Here is a 23,224-nt window from a genome sequence, read left to right as displayed (position 1 = left end):
CACAAACAAAAAAGAGGCTTGCGAGCCTCTTTTTTTATGATTAGTATTTATTGTTTCGGATCTTTTTTGTGATCTTTCATTTTGTCTTTATGCTCTTTTTGAATCGCTGTCCATTTTGTATACTGATCAGCGTTTAAGATCGCTTTCATTTTGGTGTCTGTTGCTTTATGATCTTCTTCCATTTGTTTTTTCATGGCTTTTTTCTCTGCATCAGTTGGAGGCACACCAGTATCTTTGCGGCTTTTTTTAAGCATTTCCATTTTGGTACTTCTGTCAGATAAAAGTTCGCTTACTTTTTTTTGCTGATCAGCATTTAAGCTTAATTCAGTAGTTAATTTTTGCAAATGTTCCTGATCGCGCTCTTGCGAAGATTTCATGTCTCTTTTACCTCTGTGATCGCCTTTGCCTTCGTGTTCTTTTTTAAGAGTGGTCCATTTTGTGTATTGATCAGCACTTAAAATAGTTTTCATTTTGGCATCGTTTGCTGCTTTTTCAGACTCCATTTGTTTTCTAAAAGCTGCTTTTTCTGCATCAGTTGGTTTTGTTTTGTCTTTTTCGACATTTTTAAACTTTTCTGCTTTGGCACTTCTTTCAGCTAAAAGCTGTTTTACTTGTTCCTGTTGTTTTTTATCTAAACTCAACTCCGAAGTTAATTTTTTTAAATGTTTCTCGTTACGTTGTTCAGGAGTTAATTTTTCTTTTTGATCACGTGCCGGTTTCTGATTGATGTCTTGTGCAAAACTTACTATTCCGATGAACAATAAAGTTGCGATAAATAATTTTTTCATAATTCGATTTTTAAAGGTTTCTACCCAATTAGACTTCAAGAACTTTGCTACGTTTAATGAACTTGTCAGATTTATCTTTTAATTAACAGAAACTATTAATGAAAGCCTAATAATATTCTAAAATAAAAAAGAGGTCATTCAGACCTCTTTAATAGTATAATTAGTTATTTTCTTTTTTGTATTCTTTCATTTTTTCTCTTGCTTTATCCTTATTCTCTTCTTGCGTTGAAGTCCATTTTTTGTATTGATCTGCATTTAAGATTGCCTTCATTTTGGCATCATTTCCTTCTTTTTCAGCAATCATTTGTTTTTTAAAAGCATCTCTTTCAGCGGCAGTTGGTTTTGTGTCACTGTCCTTTCGGTTTTTACGTTCCTCTTTTAGTTTTTCCCCTTTTGCACTTCGTTCTGCCAGAAGTTGCTTAACCTGGGTTTGTTGGTTTGCATCTAAATTTAAATCTGTAGTTAGTTTTTGCAAATGCTTCTCGTTACGTTGTTCCGGAGTTAGTTTTTCTCTGGGTTCACGCGCAGGTTTTTGATCAGCGTCTTGTGCAAAACTCGCTACTCCAACGAATAACAAAGCTGCAATGAATAATTTTTTCATGATGTAAGTTTTTTAATTGTTATAGTACTTAGACATGATCAGGTTCAATAGGTTTAATTGTATGGTAAGAATTACAGTTTGTTTAACAAGACATAAATTGTTTTTTTATGTTTAATAAATTTTTCAATTGCTATAATTGTGTGCAATTATGGCATTTTTATAACAATAGGTTTTTTAAATTTGTTAGCATAAATAACACTTTACAGGATATACTACCAGAATAAAATATGGAACACTTATTTAATAAAAAAAATAAAAATCGGGTTCTTAAAGCCGTAAACAATGAGATGTCTTATCAGAAATTAACTGCTGCCGAATTGCATCAATTTGTTCAGAATTGGAATTATGATGACGGAATTGAACCTTTTAAATGGATTATAAAACAACAATATCTGGATAAAGGAACAGCTCTTTGTTTGTATTGGATGTTGCAGCCCGATTATTTTTGCGGCTTTAAAAGTGAGGACGAAATACAAGAAGATCTTAATTATGAGAGCTATAAGATAATTAAGGAAATTGAAGAAAAATATACTGGAGGCTTTTATCAAGATGAAAACTTTTCATTTGATCCAAACGAAGAGTTTCCCGATCATAATTCTAATGCAAATTGTGTTCCTGCACAAATGAGGGTTAAATCGTCAGGAAGTATTTTTGAACGACAAGATATTGAGTTTGCCTTTTTAAGAAATCCCAATGAAAAGGAATTAAAAACAATTGATAAAAAGATAACCGATGCTATAAAAATTATTCAAATCTCAAACCCTGATTTTATTTACAGTCAAACAGATGATGCAATACAGGCAATAATAAAAAGTGTCGAATATTGGAAAGGAAAGGAATCGGGCAAAGTAAAAATTAAGAATTTGTCTTATCTATGGATGGATTGTATTCATAAAAAACACAACTGGGATTGGATTATCTGGGATTGGGAAACAGGAAATAATATCGGGGTTACCAATACTACAAAAGAATTAACCTGTGTGGCAGATACGATTATAAACCATACAATAGATGGGTTTCAACCTTCATCAATAATTTCTGATTTGTATAAAGATTTAGTAGGGGTAAACAATTTTTACGATTTAAAAAAAGATCCTTACAGCGGGATTGGATTGCTTTTTAGTACTGATCATTTAAAGTTTTTATAGCGCATGGTATTAAGAAAAATTATAGTCGACGATAATTTCTATTTATATAAATTTATCAGTTGAATTTTATAGTCAGAAATTTACTTAAAAATTAATTGTGTATTTTAGTGCAACCAGAAGTTAGAAACCCAAAACAAACTACTATGAGTCTAAATGCCACATTAAATAATAATAAAATTGCTTTTTTTTCGACCCAGCCTTACGACAAAGCTTTTTTTAATAAGTACAATACTGATTTTGGGTTTGAATTGGATTTTTTTGAAACACAACTCAATCCTCAAACAGTAATTCTAATCGAAAATGCATCGATTGTATGTGTTTTTGTAAATGATATTGTCAATGAAGTAGTGATTAAACAATTGGCAGAAAAGGGAGTGAAAATTATTGCTTTGCGTTGTGCAGGTTTCAACAATGTTGACTTAGAAGCAGCCAAAAAATACAATATAAAAGTGTGTCGCGTCCCGGCATATTCGCCTCAGGCTGTTGCAGAACATGCAATGGCTATGATTTTAACCTTAAATAGAAAAACCCATAAAGCGTATAACAGAGTTCGTGAGCAAAATTTTTCGTTAAACGGATTGCTGGGTTTTGACTTATTCAAAAAAACAGTAGGAATTATTGGAACAGGAAATATCGGAAAAGCGTTTGCTAAAATAGCTTTAGGATTTGGCTGTAAAGTTTTGGCGTATGATATCGTAACGAATGTCGAAATGGAAAAGGACGGAGTAAAATTCGTGTCTCTTGAAGAAATTTTTAGATCGAGTGATATTATTTCGCTGCATTGCCCTTTAAACGAACAAACCAAACATATCATTAATAGTAAGTCTATCGATGAGATGAAAGACAACGTTATGATAATCAATACAAGCAGAGGGGGATTGATAGAAACAGCTTCGGTTATTGAAGGTCTTAAAGAAGGAAAAATTGGTTATCTGGGAATAGATGTTTATGAACAGGAAGAAAAATTGTTCTTTAGGGATCTTTCGGAAGATATTATTCAGGACGATGCGATTCAGCGCTTAATGAGCTTTCCAAATGTTTTGGTAACGGCACATCAGGCCTTTTTTACCAATGAAGCATTAACTCAAATTGCACTCGTTACTTTTAATAATATAAAATCGTTATTGACGGATACTGATATGGAGAATAAAGCGGCTTTGCTGGTTTAGAATTTAGCATATGAAAAACCCGATAAGTTTTAAGCCTATCGGGTTTGAATTTTATAGAGATCAATTTCTACAACTATCCCACCAATTCAACCATCTTAAAGTCACCTTCGACGGCAACTTTGGTCAAACCATGTTTAGATAGGTTTTTCATGGCTGCATCCCATTTTTTACCGCTTAAATTAGCTGTAACTTTTAGTTGTGCCAAATCCATTTTGTTTTCGTTTCCTTTTAGTAAAATGATAATTGTTTTTTCTTCGTCAGACAATTCAATTTGAGCTTGTTTTTTCTCCGGACGCATTTGCGGGAACAATAAAACTTCCTGAATAGATGCATTGTTTGTTAAGTACATAATCAAACGGTCCATTCCAATTCCCATTCCGGATGTTGGAGGCATACCATATTCAAGTGCTCTTAAGAAATCTTCGTCGATAACTCCGTTTGCTTCATCATCACCTTTTTCTGCCAAACGCATTTGATCTTCAAAACGCTCACGCTGATCAATTGGGTCATTTAATTCAGAATAAGCATTTGCGATTTCTTTACCACAAACCATTAATTCAAAACGTTCTGTAAGCTCAGGATTATCACGGTGTTCTTTGCATAAAGGCGACATTTCTTTAGGATAATCCGTGATAAAAGTTGGCTGAATATAATTTCCTTCGCATTTAGCACCAAAAATTTCATCGATCAGTTTTCCTTTACCCATTGTTTTATCAACGTCAATTCCCATTCCTCTGGCTGCGTCAAACAATTCTTCTTCGGTTTTGCCCGAAATATCAAAACCGGTAAAATGTTTGATAGAATCCGTCATTGTAACACGAGCATAAGGCGCTTTAAAGTTAATTTGATGTTCACCAAAAGTAACTTCGCTGGTTCCGTTTACCGCAATAGCACAATGCTCAAGCAAACCTTCGGCAAATTCCATCATCCAGTTGTAGTCTTTGTAGGCTACATATATTTCCATAGCGGTAAATTCAGGATTATGGGTTCTGTCCATACCTTCATTTCTAAAGTTTTTAGAGAACTCATAAACACCTTCAAAACCACCAACAATTAATCTTTTTAAATACAATTCGTTTGCAATACGCATGTATAGCGGGATATCAAGCGAATTATGATGCGTGATAAAAGGTCTTGCCGCAGCACCACCCGGGATAGGTTGTAAAACCGGAGTTTCAACCTCAAGATAACCTGCGTCATTAAAATAACCACGCATAGCGGTAAATAATTTTGTACGCTTGATAAAAGTATCTTTAACTTGTTGATTCACCGTCAAATCTACATAACGCATTCTATAACGCAATTCAGGATCATTAAAAGCATCGTGTACTTTTCCGTCCTCATCAACTTTTGGTAAAGGCAATGGACGAAGTGTTTTACTTAAAAAAGTAAATCCGTCAACACGAATACATTGTGCTCCAACTTTTGTAGTAAACAATTCACCTTCAATACCAATAAAGTCACCTAAATCGGTTAATTTTTTAAATACAGTATTGTATAAGGTTTTATCATCACCTTCGCACAAAACATCGCGATTAACGTACAATTGCAAACGTCCTTCGCTATCCTGCAACTCAGCAAAACAAGCTTTTCCCTGATCTCTAACACTCATCAAACGCCCGGCAACAATAACCTTCTTACCTTCTTCAAAAGATTCCTTCACCTGCTTTGAAGTATGATTTACAGGAAAAAGATTAGCGGGATAAGGATTGATTCCTAAGTTGCGTAAGTTTTGAAGTTTTTCTCTTCGGATGATTTCTTGTTCTGATAATGCCATTTTGTGCTCTTTTTTAAGAGTGCAAAGATAAAGAAAAGAATGTAGATTTCAGAATGCAGTTTTTAGATTTTTTGAAGCACTAATTTTAGGTCTTCAAGGACCTTTTGTCCTGCTACTCGCTTGTCTCTTTTTTGCCTAAAAAGCAAAAAAGGATACCACTTCAAATGAAATTTACTGAACTCTTATGAAAATAAATGTTATGTAAAGTAATCGGGCCTATTCAAGAAATTTTAGTTTTCAAAAGGCTTTTTAGTTGGGCCTTGTCTTTGCACACATCGAATGGACGTATTAAAATCCGCTGAAAACAAATGTGTACAATTTCTCGTTCATCAAAATGAGAACTTCCGTTACATATCAGCTTAAAAACTAAGTATCTTAGCAACTTAGAACCTCAGAACCTTTCAAAAAATGAAATACATTTCGGTATTAACAATAATGATTCTCCTTACAAGTTGTCAAATCACAGAAACCATAAACTTAAACCCGGACGGAAGCGGAAGTATTGAAGCTGTGCTGCTTCGCGATGAAAATAGTTATATGCAATTAATGGGCGATAAATATTTTAAAGAAGAAGAATTTTTGGATACTACTTTTGTGTTTAAGGATTATATCAAAAAATATAAGGAGACATTTTCTAAATATTCGCCTCAGGACCAAAAGATTTTAGAAAAATATTCAAATGTAAAACTACATCTTAAAAAAAGTTCTTTCGAGAAAGAGTTTCGCGATGTTTTTTTGTTGGACTTTAATAATCTTTCTGAAATTCCGGATTTATATAAAAGTCAGTTTTTTGCAGACGACCTTAAAAACAACTATGTTTTAAATGCAGAAAAGCACTATTATAAGACAGAGTATACTTTTGATGGCACTGTATTTAAGCGTAAAGTTTCGATCACAAATCAGGCTGAATTTGAGAAAACAAAGGAAGAACTAAAAAAACAGGAGTCCGGCTATAAAGGACCTAACTTGGTAAAAACATACATTTTAAAGTACCATTTTCCAAGAGAAATAAAATCAGTTTCAAATGAGAAGGCAGTTATTAGTTCTGATAAAAAGATGATGACATTAGAGTTTTCAATTTTAGATTGTTTACTAAATCCGGAAATGACAAGCTTAGAAGTGATTTTGGAGTGAAATTACAGCCCGCGAATTTTACGTATGTAGCCTATGGGGCAAAGATTGGACAGAAATCACCCGCGTTAAACCTCTTTAAATCGGTCAAATCTGCGGGCAATCTTCACATAAACAATTCACCAAATAAAATAGAGTTCGTATCTTTGATAAAAAATTAGCCACATGAAATTATACAAATTACTTAGTTTTTCTTTTTTAATAGCAACATTAACAAGTTGCACGCTAACCGAAAACATTTATGTAAACGATAACGGAACCGGAAAGTTCGCTGTTGATATGGATGGTTCGTCCTTAATGGCAATGGCCGGCGATCAGCTTGGCGATCAAATGGGAGCTGATGCTAAAAAAAATATAGATTCTACTTTTACCTTTAAACAATTATTTGAAGAGAAAAAAGACAGCATTGCAAAATTATCTCCGGAGGAACAAAAAGAACTTAAAAAGCTGGAAAATTTTGTAGTAAATACCAAAATGAATGCAGAGAAAAAAGAGTTTTTAATGACGCTTTCTACTGATTTTAAAAATGTAAATGAATTGCAGGATGCATTGCAAGCTTTAAAAACACTTCAAAAATTAGAAGGAGCAGGAAGTCCTTCATCACCTTTTGCGAATGGGTTAGGAGATAACAACAGTAAATTAAGCTACACTTATGACGGAAAGAAATTTACACGTACAGCAGTTATAGATAAACAAAAAGCAGCTCAAAAAGCAAAGGATTCAACGGCAGATATGTCGAAAATGATATTTGCTTCATCTACTTATATTATAAAGTATCATTTTCCTAAACGAATCAAAAAAGTGTCGAACCCGACTGCCTTGTTTAGCGATGATCGAAAATCAATTACAATTCAATACCCTTTTACGGATTATATGGAGAATCCGGACAAACTTAACTTTGAGGTAGAGTTTGAAAAAAAATAAAAATGAATAAAAAAATTCAACTTCAGGATTTAGGAAGTAAAGATTATAAATCGACCTGGGAATATCAGGAAGAAATTTTTGCAGCAATAGTCGACTTAAAAATCAAAAACAGAAGAGAAGAGCTTGATTTACCAACGCCGAATTATTTACTGTTTGTAGAGCATCCACATGTTTATACTTTGGGTAAAAGTGGTGATCTGGAGAATTTGTTGCTAAACGAAAAACAGCTTGAAGCTAAGGGAGCTACTTTTTATAAAATTAATCGTGGTGGCGATATTACTTATCACGGACCGGGACAGATTGTAGGTTATCCTATTTTAGATTTAGAAAATTTCTTTACAGATATTCATAAATATTTACGTTTTCTGGAAGAAGCCATAATTCTGACTTTAGAAGAATATGGTTTAAAATGCGGTAGGAGCGATGGCGAAACCGGAGTTTGGCTGGACGTTGGAACTCCGTTTGCACGCAAAATTTGTGCGCTTGGAGTTCGTGCTTCTCGTTGGGTAACTATGCATGGATTTGCTTTAAACGTGAATGTAGATTTAGGTTATTTTGATAATATAATTCCGTGTGGAATTCGCGGGAAAGGTGTTACTTCATTACAAGTAGAACTTGGCGTAGAAAAAGTCGATGAAGACGAAGTAAAAGCTAAAATTATTAAACATTTGACTCAATTGTTTGAAGCTGAATTTATTTAGATTAGCGTATTAAAAAGAAATAAGATGAAAAATGCTGAAGAAAATAACAATCATAGAATTGCTGTTCCTTCAGCATTCGAATCTGTTTTTTCTCATTTTTACTTTGCAGAGAATAAAACAGATTCACCAATAACGAAAACTTTACTACCAAGTTTTCAAACCATTCTGGTTTTTAATTTTGGAGCGAGAGCCTCTTTAAAATCACAACAAAATAATAGTCTCGAAATCGAAAAGTGCCTGGTTTTGGGACCTATAAAACAGGCTTTCGATTATACCTTAGAACCTAATTCTGAAATTTTAGTGGCCAATTTTAAAGAAGATGCTTTTTATAGATTTTTTGGCAACGCACTTCTTACGCATTCTTTGCCTATCCATCCGGATGTTTTGATCCCTGAAAATTGTTTTACTGCTTTATGGGAAGAGCTTAAAAATATAGCCAATACAAAAGAGCGTGTCGATTATATATTAGATTTTTGTAAACCCTATTTGCGAGAGCAAAACTCCTTAACAACACTTCTCGCTGATTTTAAAGAAGAAACATTGAATCCGATTAAAACCATTGCGTCAAAATTAAATCAGAGTGAAAGAAATATCCAGCTCTATCAAAAAAAGTTTTTTGGATATACCATAAAAGAAGTCAATCGTTACGAAAGGTTTTTGAAGGCTGTTGAGTTAATCCAGAGAAATGTCATTGCTACAGAAAAAACAGATTGGATTTCTATAGTAGATCAATGTGGTTATTATGATCAAAGTCAGTTAATACATGACTTTAAATATTATATGAATATTTCTCCAACAAAATTTTTAAAATTTCAAAACGATATCTGTGCCTCAAAAGCAGATTAAGATTTCTTTTCGTTTTCTTACAATTGTATCTTTACCCTGCTTTCTACATTTGTCATGTTCAATCTTTAAAAACAGAAAACATGAAAAATTTAATTATTTACGCGCATCCAAATTCAGGTAGTTTAAACCATTTTTTTAAACAAGTTGTAGTAGAAAGTCTCCAGGAATCCGGACAAGAAGTTGTTATTCGTGATTTAAACCAAATCAACTTTAATCCTGTTTTATCTCTCGAAGATATGAACGGGCAAAGAATGGGCCAAGTGGCTGATGATGTAAAAACAGAGCAAGACTTTATTACCTGGGCAGATCGAATTATTTTTATTTATCCAATTTGGTGGGCAGGGATGCCGGCTATTATAAAAGGGTACATTGATCGTGTATTCAGTTATGGTTTTGCCTACCGATACGATCAGGGAGTTCAAAAAGGATTACTGACAGCAAAAGAAACGATCATTATTAATTCGCACGGAAAATCAAATGAAGAGTATGAAGCAATAGGAATGAGTAAAGCTTTGGCATTAACTTCAGACACCGGAATTTTTACGTATTCGGGATTAGTAATCAAACAACATTTTTATTTTGATAAAGCAGACAGAGCTTCGGTGGAAAACATTTCGGAATGGCAAAATCAAATCAAATTATTATTTGAAACAAAAGAACAAATCCTAAATATCTAATTTTAATTGTTCGGGCAAAAGTCTAAAACTCATTCTGTGGTATTTTGTTGTGCCATATTTGCGAATGGCTTCGCGGTGTTCTTTGGTTGGGTATCCTTTGTTTTTTTTCCAATTGTACATTGGAAATTCTTCATGGATCTGATCCATATATTCGTCGCGATACGTTTTTGCCAAAACAGATGCTGCTGCAATACTAATATATTTAGAATCTCCTTTTATAATGCTTTGATTTGGAATTGATTTTAATAGATCGATTTCTTTTTTAGAAAATCGTTTACCAAAATTACTTTTCAATCCCAGTTTTGCATTGATTAAACGGTTACCATCGACAATAATAAATTCAGGAACCTGATTTAATTTCAAAATACATTCCTGCATTCCTTTCATCGATGCATTCAAAATGTTTATTTCATCAATTTCATTAGGGTGTAAATGAGTAACAGAAAAACAAAGAGCTTGTTGTTCTATAATTGGTTTTAGAAAAGCTCTTGTTTTTTCAGACAATTGTTTACTGTCATTTAGAATTTCATTTTCAAAACTTTCAGGCAAAATAACGGCAGCTGCAGTAACGGGACCAGCCAGACATCCTCTTCCGGCTTCATCAGTTCCCGTCTCTAAAAGATATCCTGAGAAATTTTTTTGAAGCATTTTCTGTGTTTTTATGTTTTGGTAACAAATATTGTGAAATTTTTTAATAGAAATTGTTTTGTTTTTTAAATTTTAAGCTTGGATTTATCAAAAAGTTAAAAAAGAATATAAATATCACGATGTTTATAAAAGTTAGCGTTCTTTTTTATGGAGTTCATTGTTTATCAGGCATAAGTGTTAAAGACTTGTTAAGTGTTGAAATTACATGATTTATATTTTATCCAAAATTTAAAGAATAAAACTGTTAAAAATGAAGGAAAAAAAGCTTTTTATGGCGAATCTTAATAGATCTTTGATAATTTACATTAAAAATAAGTTAAAAAGTTTTGGTGTTTTAAGAAATAATTAAGATGTTTGCCACATACTAATTCAAAATAAATTAAAATGAAATTAAAATTACAATGGATTTGTACGCTATTAGTAGCGTTGTCTATGCAGTTTTCTTTCGCTCAGGAGAGAACTGTAACTGGAAAGGTCTCCGATAAAACGGGAGTTATTCCAGGAGTAAACGTTCTTGTAAAAGGAACTAAAGGGAGTACTGCGACTGATTTTGATGGAAGTTATTCCGTAAAAGCAAAAACAGGAGATGTTTTAGTATTTTCATACGTGGGTATGAACAATAAACAAGTTACTGTAGGTACATCAAACACAGTAAACGTTGTTTTAGAGTCAGAGGCTCAATTAATGAATGAGGTTGTAGTTGTAGGTTACGGTGTGCAAAAAAGAAAGGAAGTAACCGGTTCTATTTCTAAAATTGCTGGAAAAGACATTGCTAACTTAGTAACTCCAAGTTTCGAGGGTCTTTTGGCTGGTAGAGCAACAGGAGTTCAGGTATTGACTAATACAGGTCTTATTGGAGCAGCTCCAAAAATTAGAATTAGAGGTATCGCATCTATTTCTGGTAGTACAGAACCATTAATTGTTGTAGATGGTATTCCTATTTTCTCTGGTGATATTGGTGGTGTTTCATCTACAAATGGTTTAGCAGATATTAATCCGGAAGATATTGAATCTTTTGATATCTTAAAAGATGGTGCTGCAACGGCTATTTACGGTTCAAGAGCAGCTAATGGTGTAATCTTGATTACTACTAAAAGTGGAAAAAAAGGTACTTTAAAAGTATCTTATTCAAGTGTTTTTGGTGTTGCTAGTGCTGCTAAAAAGTATGATGTATTGCAAACGCCTGATTTCTTGGTTATTTCTAATGAGAAAAGAACAAACGCAGGACAAACTCCTTGGGCTGTTGGAAATACATATAATACAGATTGGCAAAGTGCTGTTTTAAGAAACGCTCCTCAAACTACTCATAACATTAATTTTAGTGGTGGTTCTGATAAAACAAAATATTATTTGTCTTTAGGTCTTTCTGACTTAGATGGTATCAATTTGTCTAATAATATGAAGAAATATTCTATTAGAGCTAACATTGATCAGGATATCAACAAATGGTTAAGCGTTGGTACCAATTTAAGTGTTAATAGAACTGAATATGACGGTGTAAATAGTAGTGCAAGTGGTTTGTCAGGTAATATTTTTAATACTATCAGACAATTGCCAAATACACCAATTTATGATGCAGCAAATGCAACGGGTTATAACCTTTCTTCAAACGGGGCAACTGTTGGACAAGGGACTAACTTAGCTCCTGTAGGAGATAATATTACAAATATTATTTATGTTCTTGATCATAATAAATATAAATCAACAACAACAAGAATTATTGCAAGTGCTTTTGCAAATGCAAAAATTACTTCTGACTTAAGTTTTAAATTACAAGTAAGTGGTGATAACGCTAGTACAGATGGTTTCCAATATTGGAATCCTGTTCATGGAGACGGACGTGGATCTAACGGATATTTGTACCAGGACAATACCAATCTTTTAAGATGGAACTGGCAAAATATTTTGAATTACAAACATACTTTTGCTGAAGATCACAATATTGGAGTAACAGGTGTTGCTGAATATCAAAAAACTAAAACAAAAAACTTCTGGGGTTCAGGAACTGATATCTTAAGTGATTTCTACGATCAGAATTTAGTAACAGGTACTTATGGTACTAAAGACTCTGGTGGTGGTGTTTCAGAAAAAGGTATTATTTCATATTTAGGACGTTTTACTTATAACTACAAAGAGAAATATTTTATTCAGGGGTCTATAAGACGTGATGGTATTTCACAATTTGCTGCTGATGTAAGAAATCATAATTTCCCTGGAGTTTCTGCTGGTTGGACAGTTTCTAAAGAAAGCTTCATGGAAGGAATTAGTAATACAGTTTCTGATTTGAAATTTAGAGCTTCTTATTCTGAAGTTGGAAACGTTGATATTTTGGGCGGAGCAGCTTACCCTTCAAAAGGTCTTACGATTGGTTCTCCTTATGGCGGATTAAATGGTATTGGTTATTATCAATTTGGTAATGATAGATTACAATGGGAAACTTCTAATAAAACTGACTTTGGTGCAGATTTAGGTTTGTTTAATAATCGTTTGACTTTATCATTTGATTATTATAAAAATGATATCGATGGATTAGTTTTACAAGCTCCTGTTCCACCGTCTTTGGGGGTTCCTAATAATTTTATCAATTCTAATATTGGTAAAATGTACAATCAAGGGTATGAATTTGCGGTTAGTTTTAAAGCAATCAATACTGCAAACTTTTCATGGGATGTTTCTTCTAACCTAACGCTTACTAAAAACAAAGTAACAGGTCTGGTTGACGGACAAGACATTGTTGGAGGATCATCTACAGATACAAATATTGCTCCTAATATCATTATTAGACAAGGTGAGTCAATCAATTCTTTATATGGTTATAAATATTGGGGAGTTAACAAAGCAAATGGTAACCCGGTTTATTATAAAGCTGATGGTAGTTTAGTACAAGGAAACTTGCCAGGTGGTACTTATTCTGTTTTTGACCCTAGCAATCCTGCAGTAGCTGGTGCAGCATCATCATTAGGAACTGCAGATAAAACTATATTAGGAAATACACTTCCTACTTATTACGGAGCATTTACATCTACTATGAAATACAAAAATGTTGATTTTGGTTTTATGTTTAGATTTAGTGGAGGAAATAAAATTTTCAACTCTACAAGAAGAGAGTTAATGAATCAAAACTTTAACAACAACGGAACAGAAATTTTAGGAAGATGGCAAAGTGTTGATAATCCTGGAGACGGATGGACACCAAGATTATATGCAAGTTCGAATACTACTACAAACCTTTCAGGAAGTGCAAGTACTCGTTTTGTTGAAAAAGGAGATTTTATCTCACTTGATAATATTAGCATAGGATATACATTACCTAAATTGGTGTTAGATAAAATTGGAGTTGATAACTTTAGACTTTTTGTTCAGGCACAAAATATCTGGTTAATTTCTGACTATAAAGGTATTAACCCTGAAATGGAAACATCTGGAGTAGATGTTAATGGTACTCCACGTTCTAAAGTGATCTCAATGGGAATAAATGTAAGTTTATAAAAAAACATATGAAAAATATAATAAAAACAATTTTACTTTCTGTAGTAGTACTCGGGATGGGTTCTTGTACAGAAGAAAAAATATTGGATTTAAATCCAATAAATAATATTGCTGATTCAGAAGCGTTTACAACTCCTGCTTATATAGCTGCTTATATGAATGGTGTTTATAATGCTGCGGCAATCGGACAATATAATGCTGCACCAACTAGCCCAAATGGTGGTCGTGGTTACGTTTGGGGTGCTGCTTTTGTTGAGCAAGGTGAAGCCAGAGGTGAAGATGTTGTAAATATGGCTACTTTTTATCAATTGACCTATACAGCAACTTATGATGCTACAACTGCCAACAATGTTTACTACTGGGTTGATGGTTACAGATTGATCAACAGATGTAACATTATGATTGAAGGTGCTACTGAAGCAGTTGCAAAAGGTGTTATAACAAAGGCAGTTGGAGATGATTATATTGGACAGGCTAAATTTTTAAGAGCGATTACTCATTTTGAGTTATTAACTTATTTTGCAAGACCATACAATTTTAGTGCTGGAGCTACACATCCGGGTATACCATATAGAGAAGTAGGTATAAATACTGCTGCTGAAGTTCAATCAGAAAGAGCTAAGCCAAGAAATACTGTTGCAGAAGTTTATACTAAAGTGATAGCAGATCTAAATGATGCTGAAGCTTTAATTACTACAGGTAACGGAACTGCAATTGCAGGAAGAGTTGTTGGAAAAGCTTCTAAATGGGCTGCAATTGCTTTTAAAACCAGAGTTTATTTACATAAAAGAGACTGGACAAATGTTATCACAGAAGGAGCTAAATTAAGCACTGCTTTTGCATTAACTACAGATCCTTATACGCCATTTACAGGAACGACTTTTGGTACTACTGGAGCGCCTACTAACACGGAGTCTATCTTTTTAATCCAACATTCAAGTACAATAAATCCAGGTGTAAATGCTTCTTTGCCTAGTGTATTGAAAAATAGAGCTTTGGTATGTATTAGTCCAATTCTTTGGAGAGATTCACAATGGTTGTCGGATGACAAACGAAGAGAAGATGGAAAATTTATTTATACTGCAGCTGGTATTAAATATACTAATAAGTATACTGATATTACAAACCAATCAGATGCTGCTCCGGTTATCAGATATGCAGAAGTTGTATTGAATATGGCTGAAGCTCAGGCTCGTTTGTCTAACCTGCCAACTGCGTTGACTTTATTGAACTCTATTAGAAATAGATCTTTGGCTATTCCAGCTACTCAAGCTTATACTGCTGCATCGTATACTAGTCAAGCTGATTTGGTAAAATTAATTCTTAAAGAAAGAAGAATTGAATTTTTACAAGAAGGTCGCAGATGGTCTGATATTCACAGATTGCAAGATGATGATTTAGCTCCTATAAGCGGAATTCCTGCAAAAGTAGCTAACGCTGTTCCTGCTACTGCAGCTTTTGTATTAGGAAATAGCTATGTTATTACTACTCCTGTTGCTGCTGTACCAAGTGCTGACTTTAAATTCTTATGGCCAATACCACAAATTGAAATGAATACTAATCCTGGTTTAGGACAAAACATAGGATGGTAATATAAAAATAAATATTTTGATTTTTTTTGAAAACCCTCAATCACTTTTCTGGTTGGGGGTTTTTGCTTGAATACGATCAGTTGAAAAAAACTTTCAATAACAATGATTTGTTTTTTTATACGTTTTTATCTTTTACCTTTGCGGGACAAATTTCATCGAAATAATTACCTATAAAGCCATCAAATGAGAATATTATTTTTTCTATATCTATTAGTTGTTCCAACTTTATTGTTTTCTCAGGAAAAAACTACTTCTAAGAATAGTTTAGATATGAATACAAAATATTCAAGTATAACAGATACTGTAAAAAAGAAAAAAGCAAAAATTGCAAAAATAGAGCAATATCAGATTATCACTCGCGAGCATGATACGACTTATGCAGATACTTCGCTAACATTAAAAAGTGCTTATAAACACAATCATATTCGTAAAGATGATTTTGGACTTTTGCCTTTTTCAAATATTGGACAAACTTTTAATACCTTACAATATAGTTTGACCAATTTTTCGCCATATCCCGAAATTGGTTTTGGTGGTAAACATTTTAATTATATAGAGGCAGATCAAATCAATTATTATTCAGTAGCAACTCCCTTTACCGAATTATTTTTTAATTCAACAATAAACAAAGGTCAGAACGTAGATTCATTTATTACCTTAAATACGTCTAAAAATTTAAATTTCTCCATTGCTTACAGAGGTTTGAGATCAGAGGGCGATTATATCAATCAATTGGTTAGTGCAGGAAATTTTAGATTCACCACCAGTTATGCTACAACTAATAAACGATATGCTATAAACGCTCATTATACGTATCAGGATAATATGAATGAAGAAAACGGAGGAATAACAACACCTTCGGATTTTGAAAGTGATAATAAAGATTATAAAAACCGTCAGAGATTACAGGTTTATTTAACAGATGCAAAGTCATTTTTAAAAGGAAGACGTTTGTTTTTTGATCATGCCTTTAGAATAAATCCAAGTGATGGGAGTAATAATCTATATGTAACGCACCAATTTAATTACGAAAGTAAATTTTTTGAATACAATCAGGCAACAGTGCTGTCTACAGTTGGTACTACACCCGTAAAAAGATTTGGAGAATCGTATGTTACAAGCGCAATCAACGATCAGACAAAATACGAAAGACTCTATAATAGAGTAGGACTTGCTTATGAGAATTCTCTGTTAGGGAAATTCAATTTTTTTGTAGACGATTACAGATCAAATTATAAATATGGAAGAATTATAATCGATAGTCTAAATCATGTTATTCCGGATCATTTATATCTTCAAATTAATAATTTTGGAGGGCAATACGAATACCAGAAAAATAAATGGAACGGGCGTTTTTTATATTCAAGATCAATCACAAATCAGTCGTTATCTAATTTAGATGCCAGATTAAGATATGATTTTAGTGATAAAATTCAGTTTGATTTTGGCTACCGTAATATCAATAAATTACCCAATAATAATTACAATTTATATCAGAGTAGTTATGTGGAGTATAACTGGTCTAATAATTTTAAAAACGAAAAAATTAATTTGCTTAGCGCAAAAGTAAACACACCCTGGTTAAATGCCGAAGTTCAATATACGGTTCTAAACGATCATTTGTACTTTAAAGATGTTTCTTCACCGGCACAAATTATTGCTAAAACCCAAATTATTAATCCGGCTCAGTACGGAAATGCAATTAATTACCTGGAGATAAAAGCAAGTCGTGAATTTAAATTTGGACATTTCGCATTAGACAATACCTTATTGTATCAAAAAGTAGATCAGTCGGATTTAATTTTAAATGTGCCTGATTTTGTTACCAGAAATACCTTTTACTACTCAGGGCACTTTTTTAAGAAAGCTTTGTTTATGCAAAGTGGAGTCGTTTTTAACTATTTTACTAAATATTACGGAAATGATTACAATCCTGTTGTTGGAGAATTTTTTGTTCAGCAAAACAAAAAAATTGGAGGATATCCGTTATTCGATCTTTTCGTAAATGCCAGAATTCGTCAAACTCGTTTTTATCTAAAAGCAGAACACATAAATGCTATTTTCTCTAAAAGCGATTATTATGCAGCACCTAACAATCCGTATCGTGATTTTGTTATTCGCTTTGGTCTTGTTTGGAATTTCTTCCAATAAAAACAGACCTTCATTATACTAAAAACCAAATATTAAAATTAAATAAAAATGGACTTTTCAAATAATATTTTAGAAACAATTGGTAATACGCCATTGGTAAAACTCAACAAAATTGTTGCTGAAATTGATGCGCTGGTATTGGCAAAAGTCGAAACTTTTAATCCCGGAAATTCTGTAAAAGACAGAATGGCTGTGAAAATGATTGCAGATGCTGAGGCAGATGGACGATTAAAACCCGGAGGAACTATTATTGAAGGAACTTCTGGAAATACAGGGATGGGATTGGCACTTGTGGCGATCATCAAAGGATACAAATTGATTTGTGTAATATCCGACAAACAATCTAAAGAAAAAATGGATATTTTGCGCGCTGTAGGTGCCAAAGTTGTAGTTTGTCCTACAGATGTTGAGCCAACAGATCCCCGCTCTTATTACTCTGTTTCAAAACGTTTAGCCGAACAAACACCTAATTCATGGTATGTAAACCAGTACGATAATATGTCTAATTCATTGGCACATTATGAACAAACTGGTCCGGAAATCTGGAAACAAACAGATGGAAAAATTACTCATTTTGTAGTTGGAGTAGGAACAGGCGGAACTATTTCCGGTGTTGGAAAATACTTAAAAGAGAAAAATCCAAATATTAAAATTTGGGGAATTGATACATATGGTTCTGTTTTTAAAAAATACCACGAAACTGGAATTTTTGACGAAAATGAAATTTATTCTTATATCACAGAAGGAATTGGAGAAGATATCTTGCCTAAAAATGTTGACTTTTCTTTAATTGACGGATTCACTAAAGTAACGGATAAAGATGCAGCCGTTTACACTAGAAAAATAGCCCTTGAAGAAGCTATTTTTGTGGGTAATTCTGCTGGAGCTTGTATAAAAGGACTGTTACAGCTTAAAGAACATTTTAAACCGGAAGATGTTGTTGTGGTATTGTTTCATGATTCAGGAAGCCGTTACGTTGGTAAAATGTTTAATGACGACTGGATGCGTGAACGCGGATTCTTAGAAGAAAATATTACAAAGGCAGAGGATGTAATCAAAGACCATATTGACAAAGAATTGATTGTTGTTCGTACCGAAGAGTTGGTTTCGCATGCAATAGAGAGAATGCGTAAGTATAAAATCTCGCAAATCCCGGTAGTAGATATCAACGGATTTGTTGGTTCTGTCGACGAAACAGATTTGTTTAGAAGTTATGTTGCAGATAAAAATGTGGCCGAAAAACCAATTAAAGATGTAATGGGAAAACCTTTTCCAATTGTAAAATTAGGAACTACAATCGAAGAAGTGTCAAAATTATTTACCAAAGAAAATGATGCTGTTTTAGTAGATCTTGGAAATGGAAAACATCATATCATTACAAAATATGATATTATTGGTTCGATAAAATAAGACAATTTTAATAATTTCATAAATCCATAAATCTAGTTTTACGATTAGATTTATGGATTTTTTTAGCTTAATATATTCAAAAATGAATTTTACCGCAATAGATTTTGAAACTGCCACTGGACATCATCCTTGTTCTGTTGGAATTGTTACTGTAGAGAATGGGGTAATTGTAGATGAGTTTGTTACTTTGATAAAACCGCCAAAAAATGAATACAATCCATTTACAATCCGTGTTCACGGAATTTATCCCAGAGACACTGTAAACGCGAAATCTTTTATACAGGTTTATCCGGAAATCGAAAAAAGATTAAAAAATAGAGTAGTCGTAGCACATAACGAAAGTTTTGATCGAAATGTTTTAATGAAATCTATGGTGTTGCATGGTTTACAATACGAAGATTTGAATATAGCAGACAAATGGGAATGTACCGTTAAAATTTATAAAGCAAAAGGTTTTAAACCAACTAAATTAAGTGATTGTTGCCGCGAAATGAAAATTCAACTCAATCACCATGAGGCATTGTCAGATGCGAGAGCTTGCGCTAAATTGTATATGTTGAGATAAAATAAATTATATTTGTAAGATTAGTATTATTTTTGCCTATTTTTAAGGTTTTATAAATTATAATAAAACCTAAAATGAAAGAAGATTTTCTTCATTACCTCTGGAGGTTCAAAAAATTTGATACATTGAATTTAAGAACCAGTCAAAATGAATCTATAACAATTATTAAAACAGGAGATTATTTAGAACTTGCTGGTCCTGATTTTTTTAATGCTCAAATTATAATTGGAGATCAAAAATGGGCAGGGAATGTCGAAATTCATTTAAAATCTTCTGACTGGTATGTTCATGGTCATGAGAAAGACGCTGCTTACGAAAATGTTATTTTGCATATAGTCTGGCAACATGATACTGACATATATGGTAAAAACAACAGGCAGATTCCTGTATTGGTTTTAAAAGATTATGTTTCGTTAGAGATTTTATCTAATTATAATGCTTTGTTAACGCCTAAATCCTGGATATTTTGCGAAAAAGAGATTGCAAAAATCGATGGATTTATTTTTAGAAATTGGCAGGAAAGATTATTTTTTGATCGTTTAGAACGTAAATCCAAAATTATTTTTGATTTATTAGAAGAAACAAATCAGGATTGGGAAGCTGTTTTATTCTCTTTATTAGCAAAGAATTTTGGTTTAAATACCAATGGTAATTCCTTTTTACAAATTGCAAAATCGATTCCGTTTTCTATAGTTCGTAAAGAAAATTTTGAGGTCGAAAATCTGGAAGCATTACTATTAGGTGCTTCAGGATTATTAGAAGATGAAAAAGAAGATGTGTATTTTACAGATCTTAAAATCAGGTATTATTATCTTTTAAATAAATACCAATTCGAAAAGAGTCATATTGATTCAGTACAATTTTTTAAACATCGTCCGGATAATTTTCCAACCATCCGTCTTTCTCAATTGGCTAATTTATATCAGAAACATCAAAACCTGTTTTCGAAAATAATTGTTTTAAAATCAGTTAAAAGTGTTTATAATTTATTGAGTGTTTCAGCGAGTTTATATTGGCAAAATCATTATCAATTTGATAAAGAAAGCATAAAAAAGCCAAAGTTATTATCAAATTCTTTTTTGGATTTAATCCTTATAAATACCATAATTCCTATTCAGTTTGCCTACTCAATTATAATGGGAGAATCTATTTCTGAAGATTTAATTGCTTTTATGAATGAAGTTTCTCCAGAGAAAAATGCAATTATTGATAAATTTAAATCGTTTGGAGTTTCCTGTAAAACGGCTTTTGAGACACAAACATTATTAGAACTTAAAAATGAATATTGCAATCACAAAGCATGTCTAAAATGTGCTTTAGGAATGGAGTTATTGAAGAATAATTAGCAAATTGGGGGTAATTAGATAATTAGAAAATGTGATAATTAGAAAATTTTGTACTTTTGTTATTCTGGAATGAAATCGTAATGTCTGCCTGAGCGTAGCGAATGGTAAAATCTAAAATCTAAAATCTACTATGTCAGCAATTTTAAAACTTAAATTTTTCTTTGAGAAATATGGATTTCATGTTTCGTCACGCCTTGCAGACAAGTTAGGAATGCGGGTAACAAGTGTTAGATTATTTTTTATTTATATTTCGTTTGTAACGGCAGGTTTAGGTTTTGGAGTCTATTTGACGCTTGCATTTTGGATTCGACTAAAAGATTTAATTCGTGCCAAAAGAACATCAGTTTTTGATTTATAAATAAAAAAAAACTCCATTAGCACGCGGTCGCTAATGGAGTTTTTTTTATGAAAGAATACGGATGCTTATTCAGCAGTGTCAGTATCTGTTTGGTTAAGTCTTGATCTCTTTTTACTGTATCCAAAATAAACCAGGATACCTATTGCTAACCATCCAAGTGAAAGCAATTGAGCATCTAAACTCAAATTGATCATTAGATAAGTATTGATTGCAATTCCACAAACCGCAATTACTGGCAAAGCAGGAACTTTAAAAGTTCTGGTTAATTGAGGTTGTTTTACTCTTAAAATCCAAACCGCAATACAAACCATTGTAAAGGCAAATAAAGTACCAAAACTTGTCATATCTGCTAATCTGTTGATTGGCGTAAAAGCAGCAACTACAGCAATAATACCACCTAAAATCATTAAGTTAGTTTTTGGTGTTCCTGAAATTGGATTTACTTTAGAAAATACAGCAGGAATTAAACCATCTTTAGACATACCAAGGAAAATCCTTGATTGTCCCATAATCATTACCATTAATACTGAAATCAATCCAATAGTTGCCGCAACTGTAATAATGAATCCTGCCCAAGGTTGTCCTGCAATATCAAATGCATATGCAACTGGCGCTTTAATCGCTTCAGGATATTTCCCCAGTGGGTTGAAATCTTTATAATTCATCATTCCTGTTAATACTAATGAAACAAGAATATATAAGGTAGTACAAACTAATAAAGAAGCAATAATGGCAAATGGAACATCTTTTTTAGGATTAATAGCTTCTCCAGCTTGTGTAGAAACAGCATCAAAACCTACGTAAGCAAAGAAAATTGCAGCAGCTCCGGAAACGATACCTCCAATTCCATAAGCATTATGAGTGGTTTCTTTTTCGATGATTTGAGTAGCAGCTGGAATAAATGGATGCCAGTTAGCAGTATTGATAAAGAAAAGACCTGCAATGATTACAAAGATTACAGCAGACACTTTTAGAATTACAATCATATTGTTTGCTTTTGCAGCACTTTTTGTACCTTTAATTAGTAACGAAATAACTAATATTACGATTAAAAAAGCCGGAAGATTCATAGAAAAACCTTCACCAGTGTAACTAGCAGGATCTGTTGTGAGCCATTCGGGAAGTTTAATATGGAACATTTTAAGTAATTTGTTGAAGTATCCTGACCAGGAAACGGCTACAGTCATGGACCCCATTGCGTACTCAAGTATGAGCCCCCAACCAATAACCCAGGCAAAAATTTCTCCAATTGTACCGTAGGCATATGCATAAGCAGAACCTTCGACTGGTAAGATTGATGCAAACTCAGAATAACAAAGAGCTGCAAAAACACAGGCAATACCTGCAATAATGAAAGAAAGCGCTAATGCAGGACCAGCATGATAATATGCACCGGTACCTGTAAGAACAAAAATTCCTCCACCAATAATGGCACCAACTCCAATCGCAGTAAGGCTCCACTTTCCTAGAACTCTCTTTAAATCACTTTTTTTCATATCGGCCTCAAAGGCAGATATTGGTTTAACTCTCCAAATTGACATATATTATATTGGTTTATTGTTATTAAGCTCCAAATGTATTGTTTTTTGTAAAAAATAAAAACAATAATCATCTTTTAAGTTATAAAACATTTAATTATGTGATAATACCCACAGGAAACATGGATTAAATTCTTATATTCATTAAAATTATTAGTGTTTTACAACAGATTAATCAATTCGCAAATTACTCAATTTTTTAATATTTTTCTTAATAAAATGATTTATTTTCGCACAAATCATATTTCAATTAGAAATAGAAAAATTTTAAAATAATGAATTTTAAAGCATTTGCAATATATTTTAAGTTTACAAATCAGCAACGTACAGGTATTTTTTTACTTTTTGTAATCATAATGATATTA

19 protein-coding genes are annotated in these 23,224 nt (G+C 32.7%); 14 read left to right on the top strand and 5 right to left on the bottom strand.

Annotated elements, in window-relative coordinates; genetic code table 11:
• Positions 1 to 47: 47 nt before the first annotated feature.
• Both B0A64_RS25540 and B0A64_RS13475 read right to left on the bottom strand, forming a co-directional pair.
• Positions 48 to 788 (bottom strand): hypothetical protein, encoded by a 741-nt coding sequence (locus B0A64_RS25540; RefSeq protein ID WP_244285404.1) that lies wholly within the window; start codon positions 786 to 788, stop codon positions 48 to 50.
• Between the two features lie 160 nt (positions 789 to 948).
• Positions 949 to 1,389, bottom strand: a complete 441-nt coding sequence (locus tag B0A64_RS13475) for a hypothetical protein (protein WP_089480047.1) — start codon at positions 1,387 to 1,389, stop codon at positions 949 to 951.
• A gap of 227 nt (positions 1,390 to 1,616) precedes the next feature.
• On the opposite strand from B0A64_RS13475, the gene B0A64_RS13470 reads away from it, so the two are divergent.
• On the top strand, positions 1,617 to 2,537 hold the full coding sequence (locus B0A64_RS13470; protein WP_089480046.1) for a DUF4274 domain-containing protein: 921 nt from the start codon (positions 1,617 to 1,619) through the stop codon (positions 2,535 to 2,537).
• A gap of 143 nt (positions 2,538 to 2,680) precedes the next feature.
• Positions 2,681 to 3,706: a 2-hydroxyacid dehydrogenase gene (locus B0A64_RS13465; protein WP_089480045.1), complete on the top strand. Its 1,026-nt coding sequence runs from the start codon at positions 2,681 to 2,683 to the stop codon at positions 3,704 to 3,706.
• 73 nt (positions 3,707 to 3,779) lie between these two features.
• Here B0A64_RS13465 and lysS read toward each other — a convergent pair whose 3' ends face one another.
• Positions 3,780 to 5,483: a lysine--tRNA ligase gene (gene lysS / locus B0A64_RS13460; protein WP_089480044.1), complete on the bottom strand. Its 1,704-nt coding sequence runs from the start codon at positions 5,481 to 5,483 to the stop codon at positions 3,780 to 3,782.
• Between the two features lie 408 nt (positions 5,484 to 5,891).
• Here lysS and B0A64_RS13455 point away from each other — a divergent pair, with 408 nt between their 5' ends.
• The 5 genes from B0A64_RS13455 to B0A64_RS13435 all read left to right on the top strand — a co-directional run bounded on the left by B0A64_RS13455 (position 5,892) and on the right by B0A64_RS13435 (position 9,762).
• The gene (locus tag B0A64_RS13455) at positions 5,892 to 6,617 is read left to right on the top strand and encodes a hypothetical protein (RefSeq protein ID WP_089480043.1); all 726 of its coding nucleotides are present in this window, start codon (positions 5,892 to 5,894) and stop codon (positions 6,615 to 6,617) included.
• 162 nt (positions 6,618 to 6,779) lie between these two features.
• Positions 6,780 to 7,538: a hypothetical protein gene (locus B0A64_RS13450; RefSeq protein WP_089480042.1), complete on the top strand. Its 759-nt coding sequence runs from the start codon at positions 6,780 to 6,782 to the stop codon at positions 7,536 to 7,538.
• 2 nt (positions 7,539 to 7,540) lie between these two features.
• Positions 7,541 to 8,239 carry a lipoyl(octanoyl) transferase LipB gene (gene lipB, locus B0A64_RS13445; RefSeq protein WP_089480041.1) on the top strand — a complete coding sequence of 233 codons (699 nt, stop codon included), beginning with the start codon at positions 7,541 to 7,543 and terminating at the stop codon, positions 8,237 to 8,239.
• A 24-nt stretch (positions 8,240 to 8,263) separates the two neighbouring features.
• Positions 8,264 to 9,085: a DUF6597 domain-containing transcriptional factor gene (locus B0A64_RS13440; protein WP_089480040.1), complete on the top strand. Its 822-nt coding sequence runs from the start codon at positions 8,264 to 8,266 to the stop codon at positions 9,083 to 9,085.
• 80 nt (positions 9,086 to 9,165) lie between these two features.
• Positions 9,166 to 9,762, top strand: a complete 597-nt coding sequence (locus B0A64_RS13435) for an NAD(P)H-dependent oxidoreductase (RefSeq protein WP_089480039.1) — start codon at positions 9,166 to 9,168, stop codon at positions 9,760 to 9,762.
• Here B0A64_RS13435 and B0A64_RS13430 read toward each other — a convergent pair.
• Positions 9,751 to 10,410, bottom strand: coding sequence for a ribonuclease HII (locus B0A64_RS13430; protein WP_089480038.1), 660 nt, complete (start codon positions 10,408 to 10,410; stop codon positions 9,751 to 9,753). The two genes, B0A64_RS13435 and B0A64_RS13430, sit on opposite strands and share 12 nt — an antisense overlap.
• 384 nt (positions 10,411 to 10,794) lie before the next feature.
• Here B0A64_RS13430 and B0A64_RS13425 point away from each other — a divergent pair, with 384 nt between their 5' ends.
• The 7 genes from B0A64_RS13425 to B0A64_RS13395 all read left to right on the top strand — a co-directional run bounded on the left by B0A64_RS13425 (position 10,795) and on the right by B0A64_RS13395 (position 21,321).
• Positions 10,795 to 13,899: a SusC/RagA family TonB-linked outer membrane protein gene (locus tag B0A64_RS13425; RefSeq protein ID WP_089480037.1), complete on the top strand. Its 3,105-nt coding sequence runs from the start codon at positions 10,795 to 10,797 to the stop codon at positions 13,897 to 13,899.
• 8 nt (positions 13,900 to 13,907) lie between these two features.
• Complete coding sequence (locus B0A64_RS13420) at positions 13,908 to 15,491, top strand: RagB/SusD family nutrient uptake outer membrane protein (protein WP_089480036.1); 1,584 nt, start codon at positions 13,908 to 13,910, stop codon at positions 15,489 to 15,491.
• 183 nt (positions 15,492 to 15,674) lie between these two features.
• Entirely contained in the window at positions 15,675 to 17,642 is a 1,968-nt protein-coding gene (locus B0A64_RS13415) for a putative porin (protein WP_089480035.1), read from the top strand.
• A 48-nt stretch (positions 17,643 to 17,690) separates the two neighbouring features.
• Complete coding sequence (locus tag B0A64_RS13410) at positions 17,691 to 19,052, top strand: pyridoxal-phosphate dependent enzyme (RefSeq protein WP_089480034.1); 1,362 nt, start codon at positions 17,691 to 17,693, stop codon at positions 19,050 to 19,052.
• An 82-nt stretch (positions 19,053 to 19,134) separates the two neighbouring features.
• Entirely contained in the window at positions 19,135 to 19,617 is a 483-nt protein-coding gene (locus tag B0A64_RS13405; protein ID WP_089480033.1) for a 3'-5' exonuclease, read from the top strand.
• A 74-nt stretch (positions 19,618 to 19,691) separates the two neighbouring features.
• A complete protein-coding gene (locus tag B0A64_RS13400) occupies positions 19,692 to 20,963 on the top strand; it encodes a DUF2851 family protein (RefSeq protein WP_089480032.1) in 1,272 nt (423 codons plus the stop codon).
• Between the two features lie 130 nt (positions 20,964 to 21,093).
• On the top strand, positions 21,094 to 21,321 hold the full coding sequence (locus B0A64_RS13395; protein WP_007810860.1) for a PspC family transcriptional regulator: 228 nt from the start codon (positions 21,094 to 21,096) through the stop codon (positions 21,319 to 21,321).
• 65 nt (positions 21,322 to 21,386) lie between these two features.
• Here B0A64_RS13395 and B0A64_RS13390 read toward each other — a convergent pair whose 3' ends face one another.
• Positions 21,387 to 22,862 (bottom strand): APC family permease, encoded by a 1,476-nt coding sequence (locus tag B0A64_RS13390; RefSeq protein WP_089480031.1) that lies wholly within the window; start codon positions 22,860 to 22,862, stop codon positions 21,387 to 21,389.
• Positions 22,863 to 23,224 lie beyond the last annotated feature (362 nt).

Source organism: Flavobacterium araucananum, assembly GCF_002222055.1.
GTDB classification, from domain to species: domain Bacteria; phylum Bacteroidota; class Bacteroidia; order Flavobacteriales; family Flavobacteriaceae; genus Flavobacterium; species Flavobacterium araucananum.
This window is presented reverse-complemented; position numbering and strand designations above follow the sequence as displayed.

Coding starts and splice junctions, on each gene's coding strand:
- B0A64_RS13465 (WP_089480045.1), top strand. CDS start 2,681: ATGAGTCTAAATGCCACATTAAATAATAATAAAATTGCTTTTTTTTCG.
- B0A64_RS13450 (WP_089480042.1), top strand. CDS start 6,780: ATGAAATTATACAAATTACTTAGTTTTTCTTTTTTAATAGCAACATTA.
- B0A64_RS13410 (WP_089480034.1), top strand. CDS start 17,691: ATGGACTTTTCAAATAATATTTTAGAAACAATTGGTAATACGCCATTG.
- B0A64_RS13420 (WP_089480036.1), top strand. CDS start 13,908: ATGAAAAATATAATAAAAACAATTTTACTTTCTGTAGTAGTACTCGGG.
- B0A64_RS13435 (WP_089480039.1), top strand. CDS start 9,166: ATGAAAAATTTAATTATTTACGCGCATCCAAATTCAGGTAGTTTAAAC.
- B0A64_RS13415 (WP_089480035.1), top strand. CDS start 15,675: ATGAGAATATTATTTTTTCTATATCTATTAGTTGTTCCAACTTTATTG.
- B0A64_RS13405 (WP_089480033.1), top strand. CDS start 19,135: ATGAATTTTACCGCAATAGATTTTGAAACTGCCACTGGACATCATCCT.
- B0A64_RS13475 (WP_089480047.1), bottom strand. CDS start 1,389: ATGAAAAAATTATTCATTGCAGCTTTGTTATTCGTTGGAGTAGCGAGT.
- B0A64_RS13400 (WP_089480032.1), top strand. CDS start 19,692: ATGAAAGAAGATTTTCTTCATTACCTCTGGAGGTTCAAAAAATTTGAT.
- B0A64_RS13430 (WP_089480038.1), bottom strand. CDS start 10,410: ATGCTTCAAAAAAATTTCTCAGGATATCTTTTAGAGACGGGAACTGAT.
- B0A64_RS13470 (WP_089480046.1), top strand. CDS start 1,617: ATGGAACACTTATTTAATAAAAAAAATAAAAATCGGGTTCTTAAAGCC.
- lysS (WP_089480044.1), bottom strand. CDS start 5,483: ATGGCATTATCAGAACAAGAAATCATCCGAAGAGAAAAACTTCAAAAC.
- B0A64_RS13395 (WP_007810860.1), top strand. CDS start 21,094: ATGTCAGCAATTTTAAAACTTAAATTTTTCTTTGAGAAATATGGATTT.
- lipB (WP_089480041.1), top strand. CDS start 7,541: ATGAATAAAAAAATTCAACTTCAGGATTTAGGAAGTAAAGATTATAAA.
- B0A64_RS13455 (WP_089480043.1), top strand. CDS start 5,892: ATGAAATACATTTCGGTATTAACAATAATGATTCTCCTTACAAGTTGT.
- B0A64_RS13440 (WP_089480040.1), top strand. CDS start 8,264: ATGAAAAATGCTGAAGAAAATAACAATCATAGAATTGCTGTTCCTTCA.
- B0A64_RS25540 (WP_244285404.1), bottom strand. CDS start 788: ATGAAAAAATTATTTATCGCAACTTTATTGTTCATCGGAATAGTAAGT.
- B0A64_RS13390 (WP_089480031.1), bottom strand. CDS start 22,862: ATGTCAATTTGGAGAGTTAAACCAATATCTGCCTTTGAGGCCGATATG.
- B0A64_RS13425 (WP_089480037.1), top strand. CDS start 10,795: ATGAAATTAAAATTACAATGGATTTGTACGCTATTAGTAGCGTTGTCT.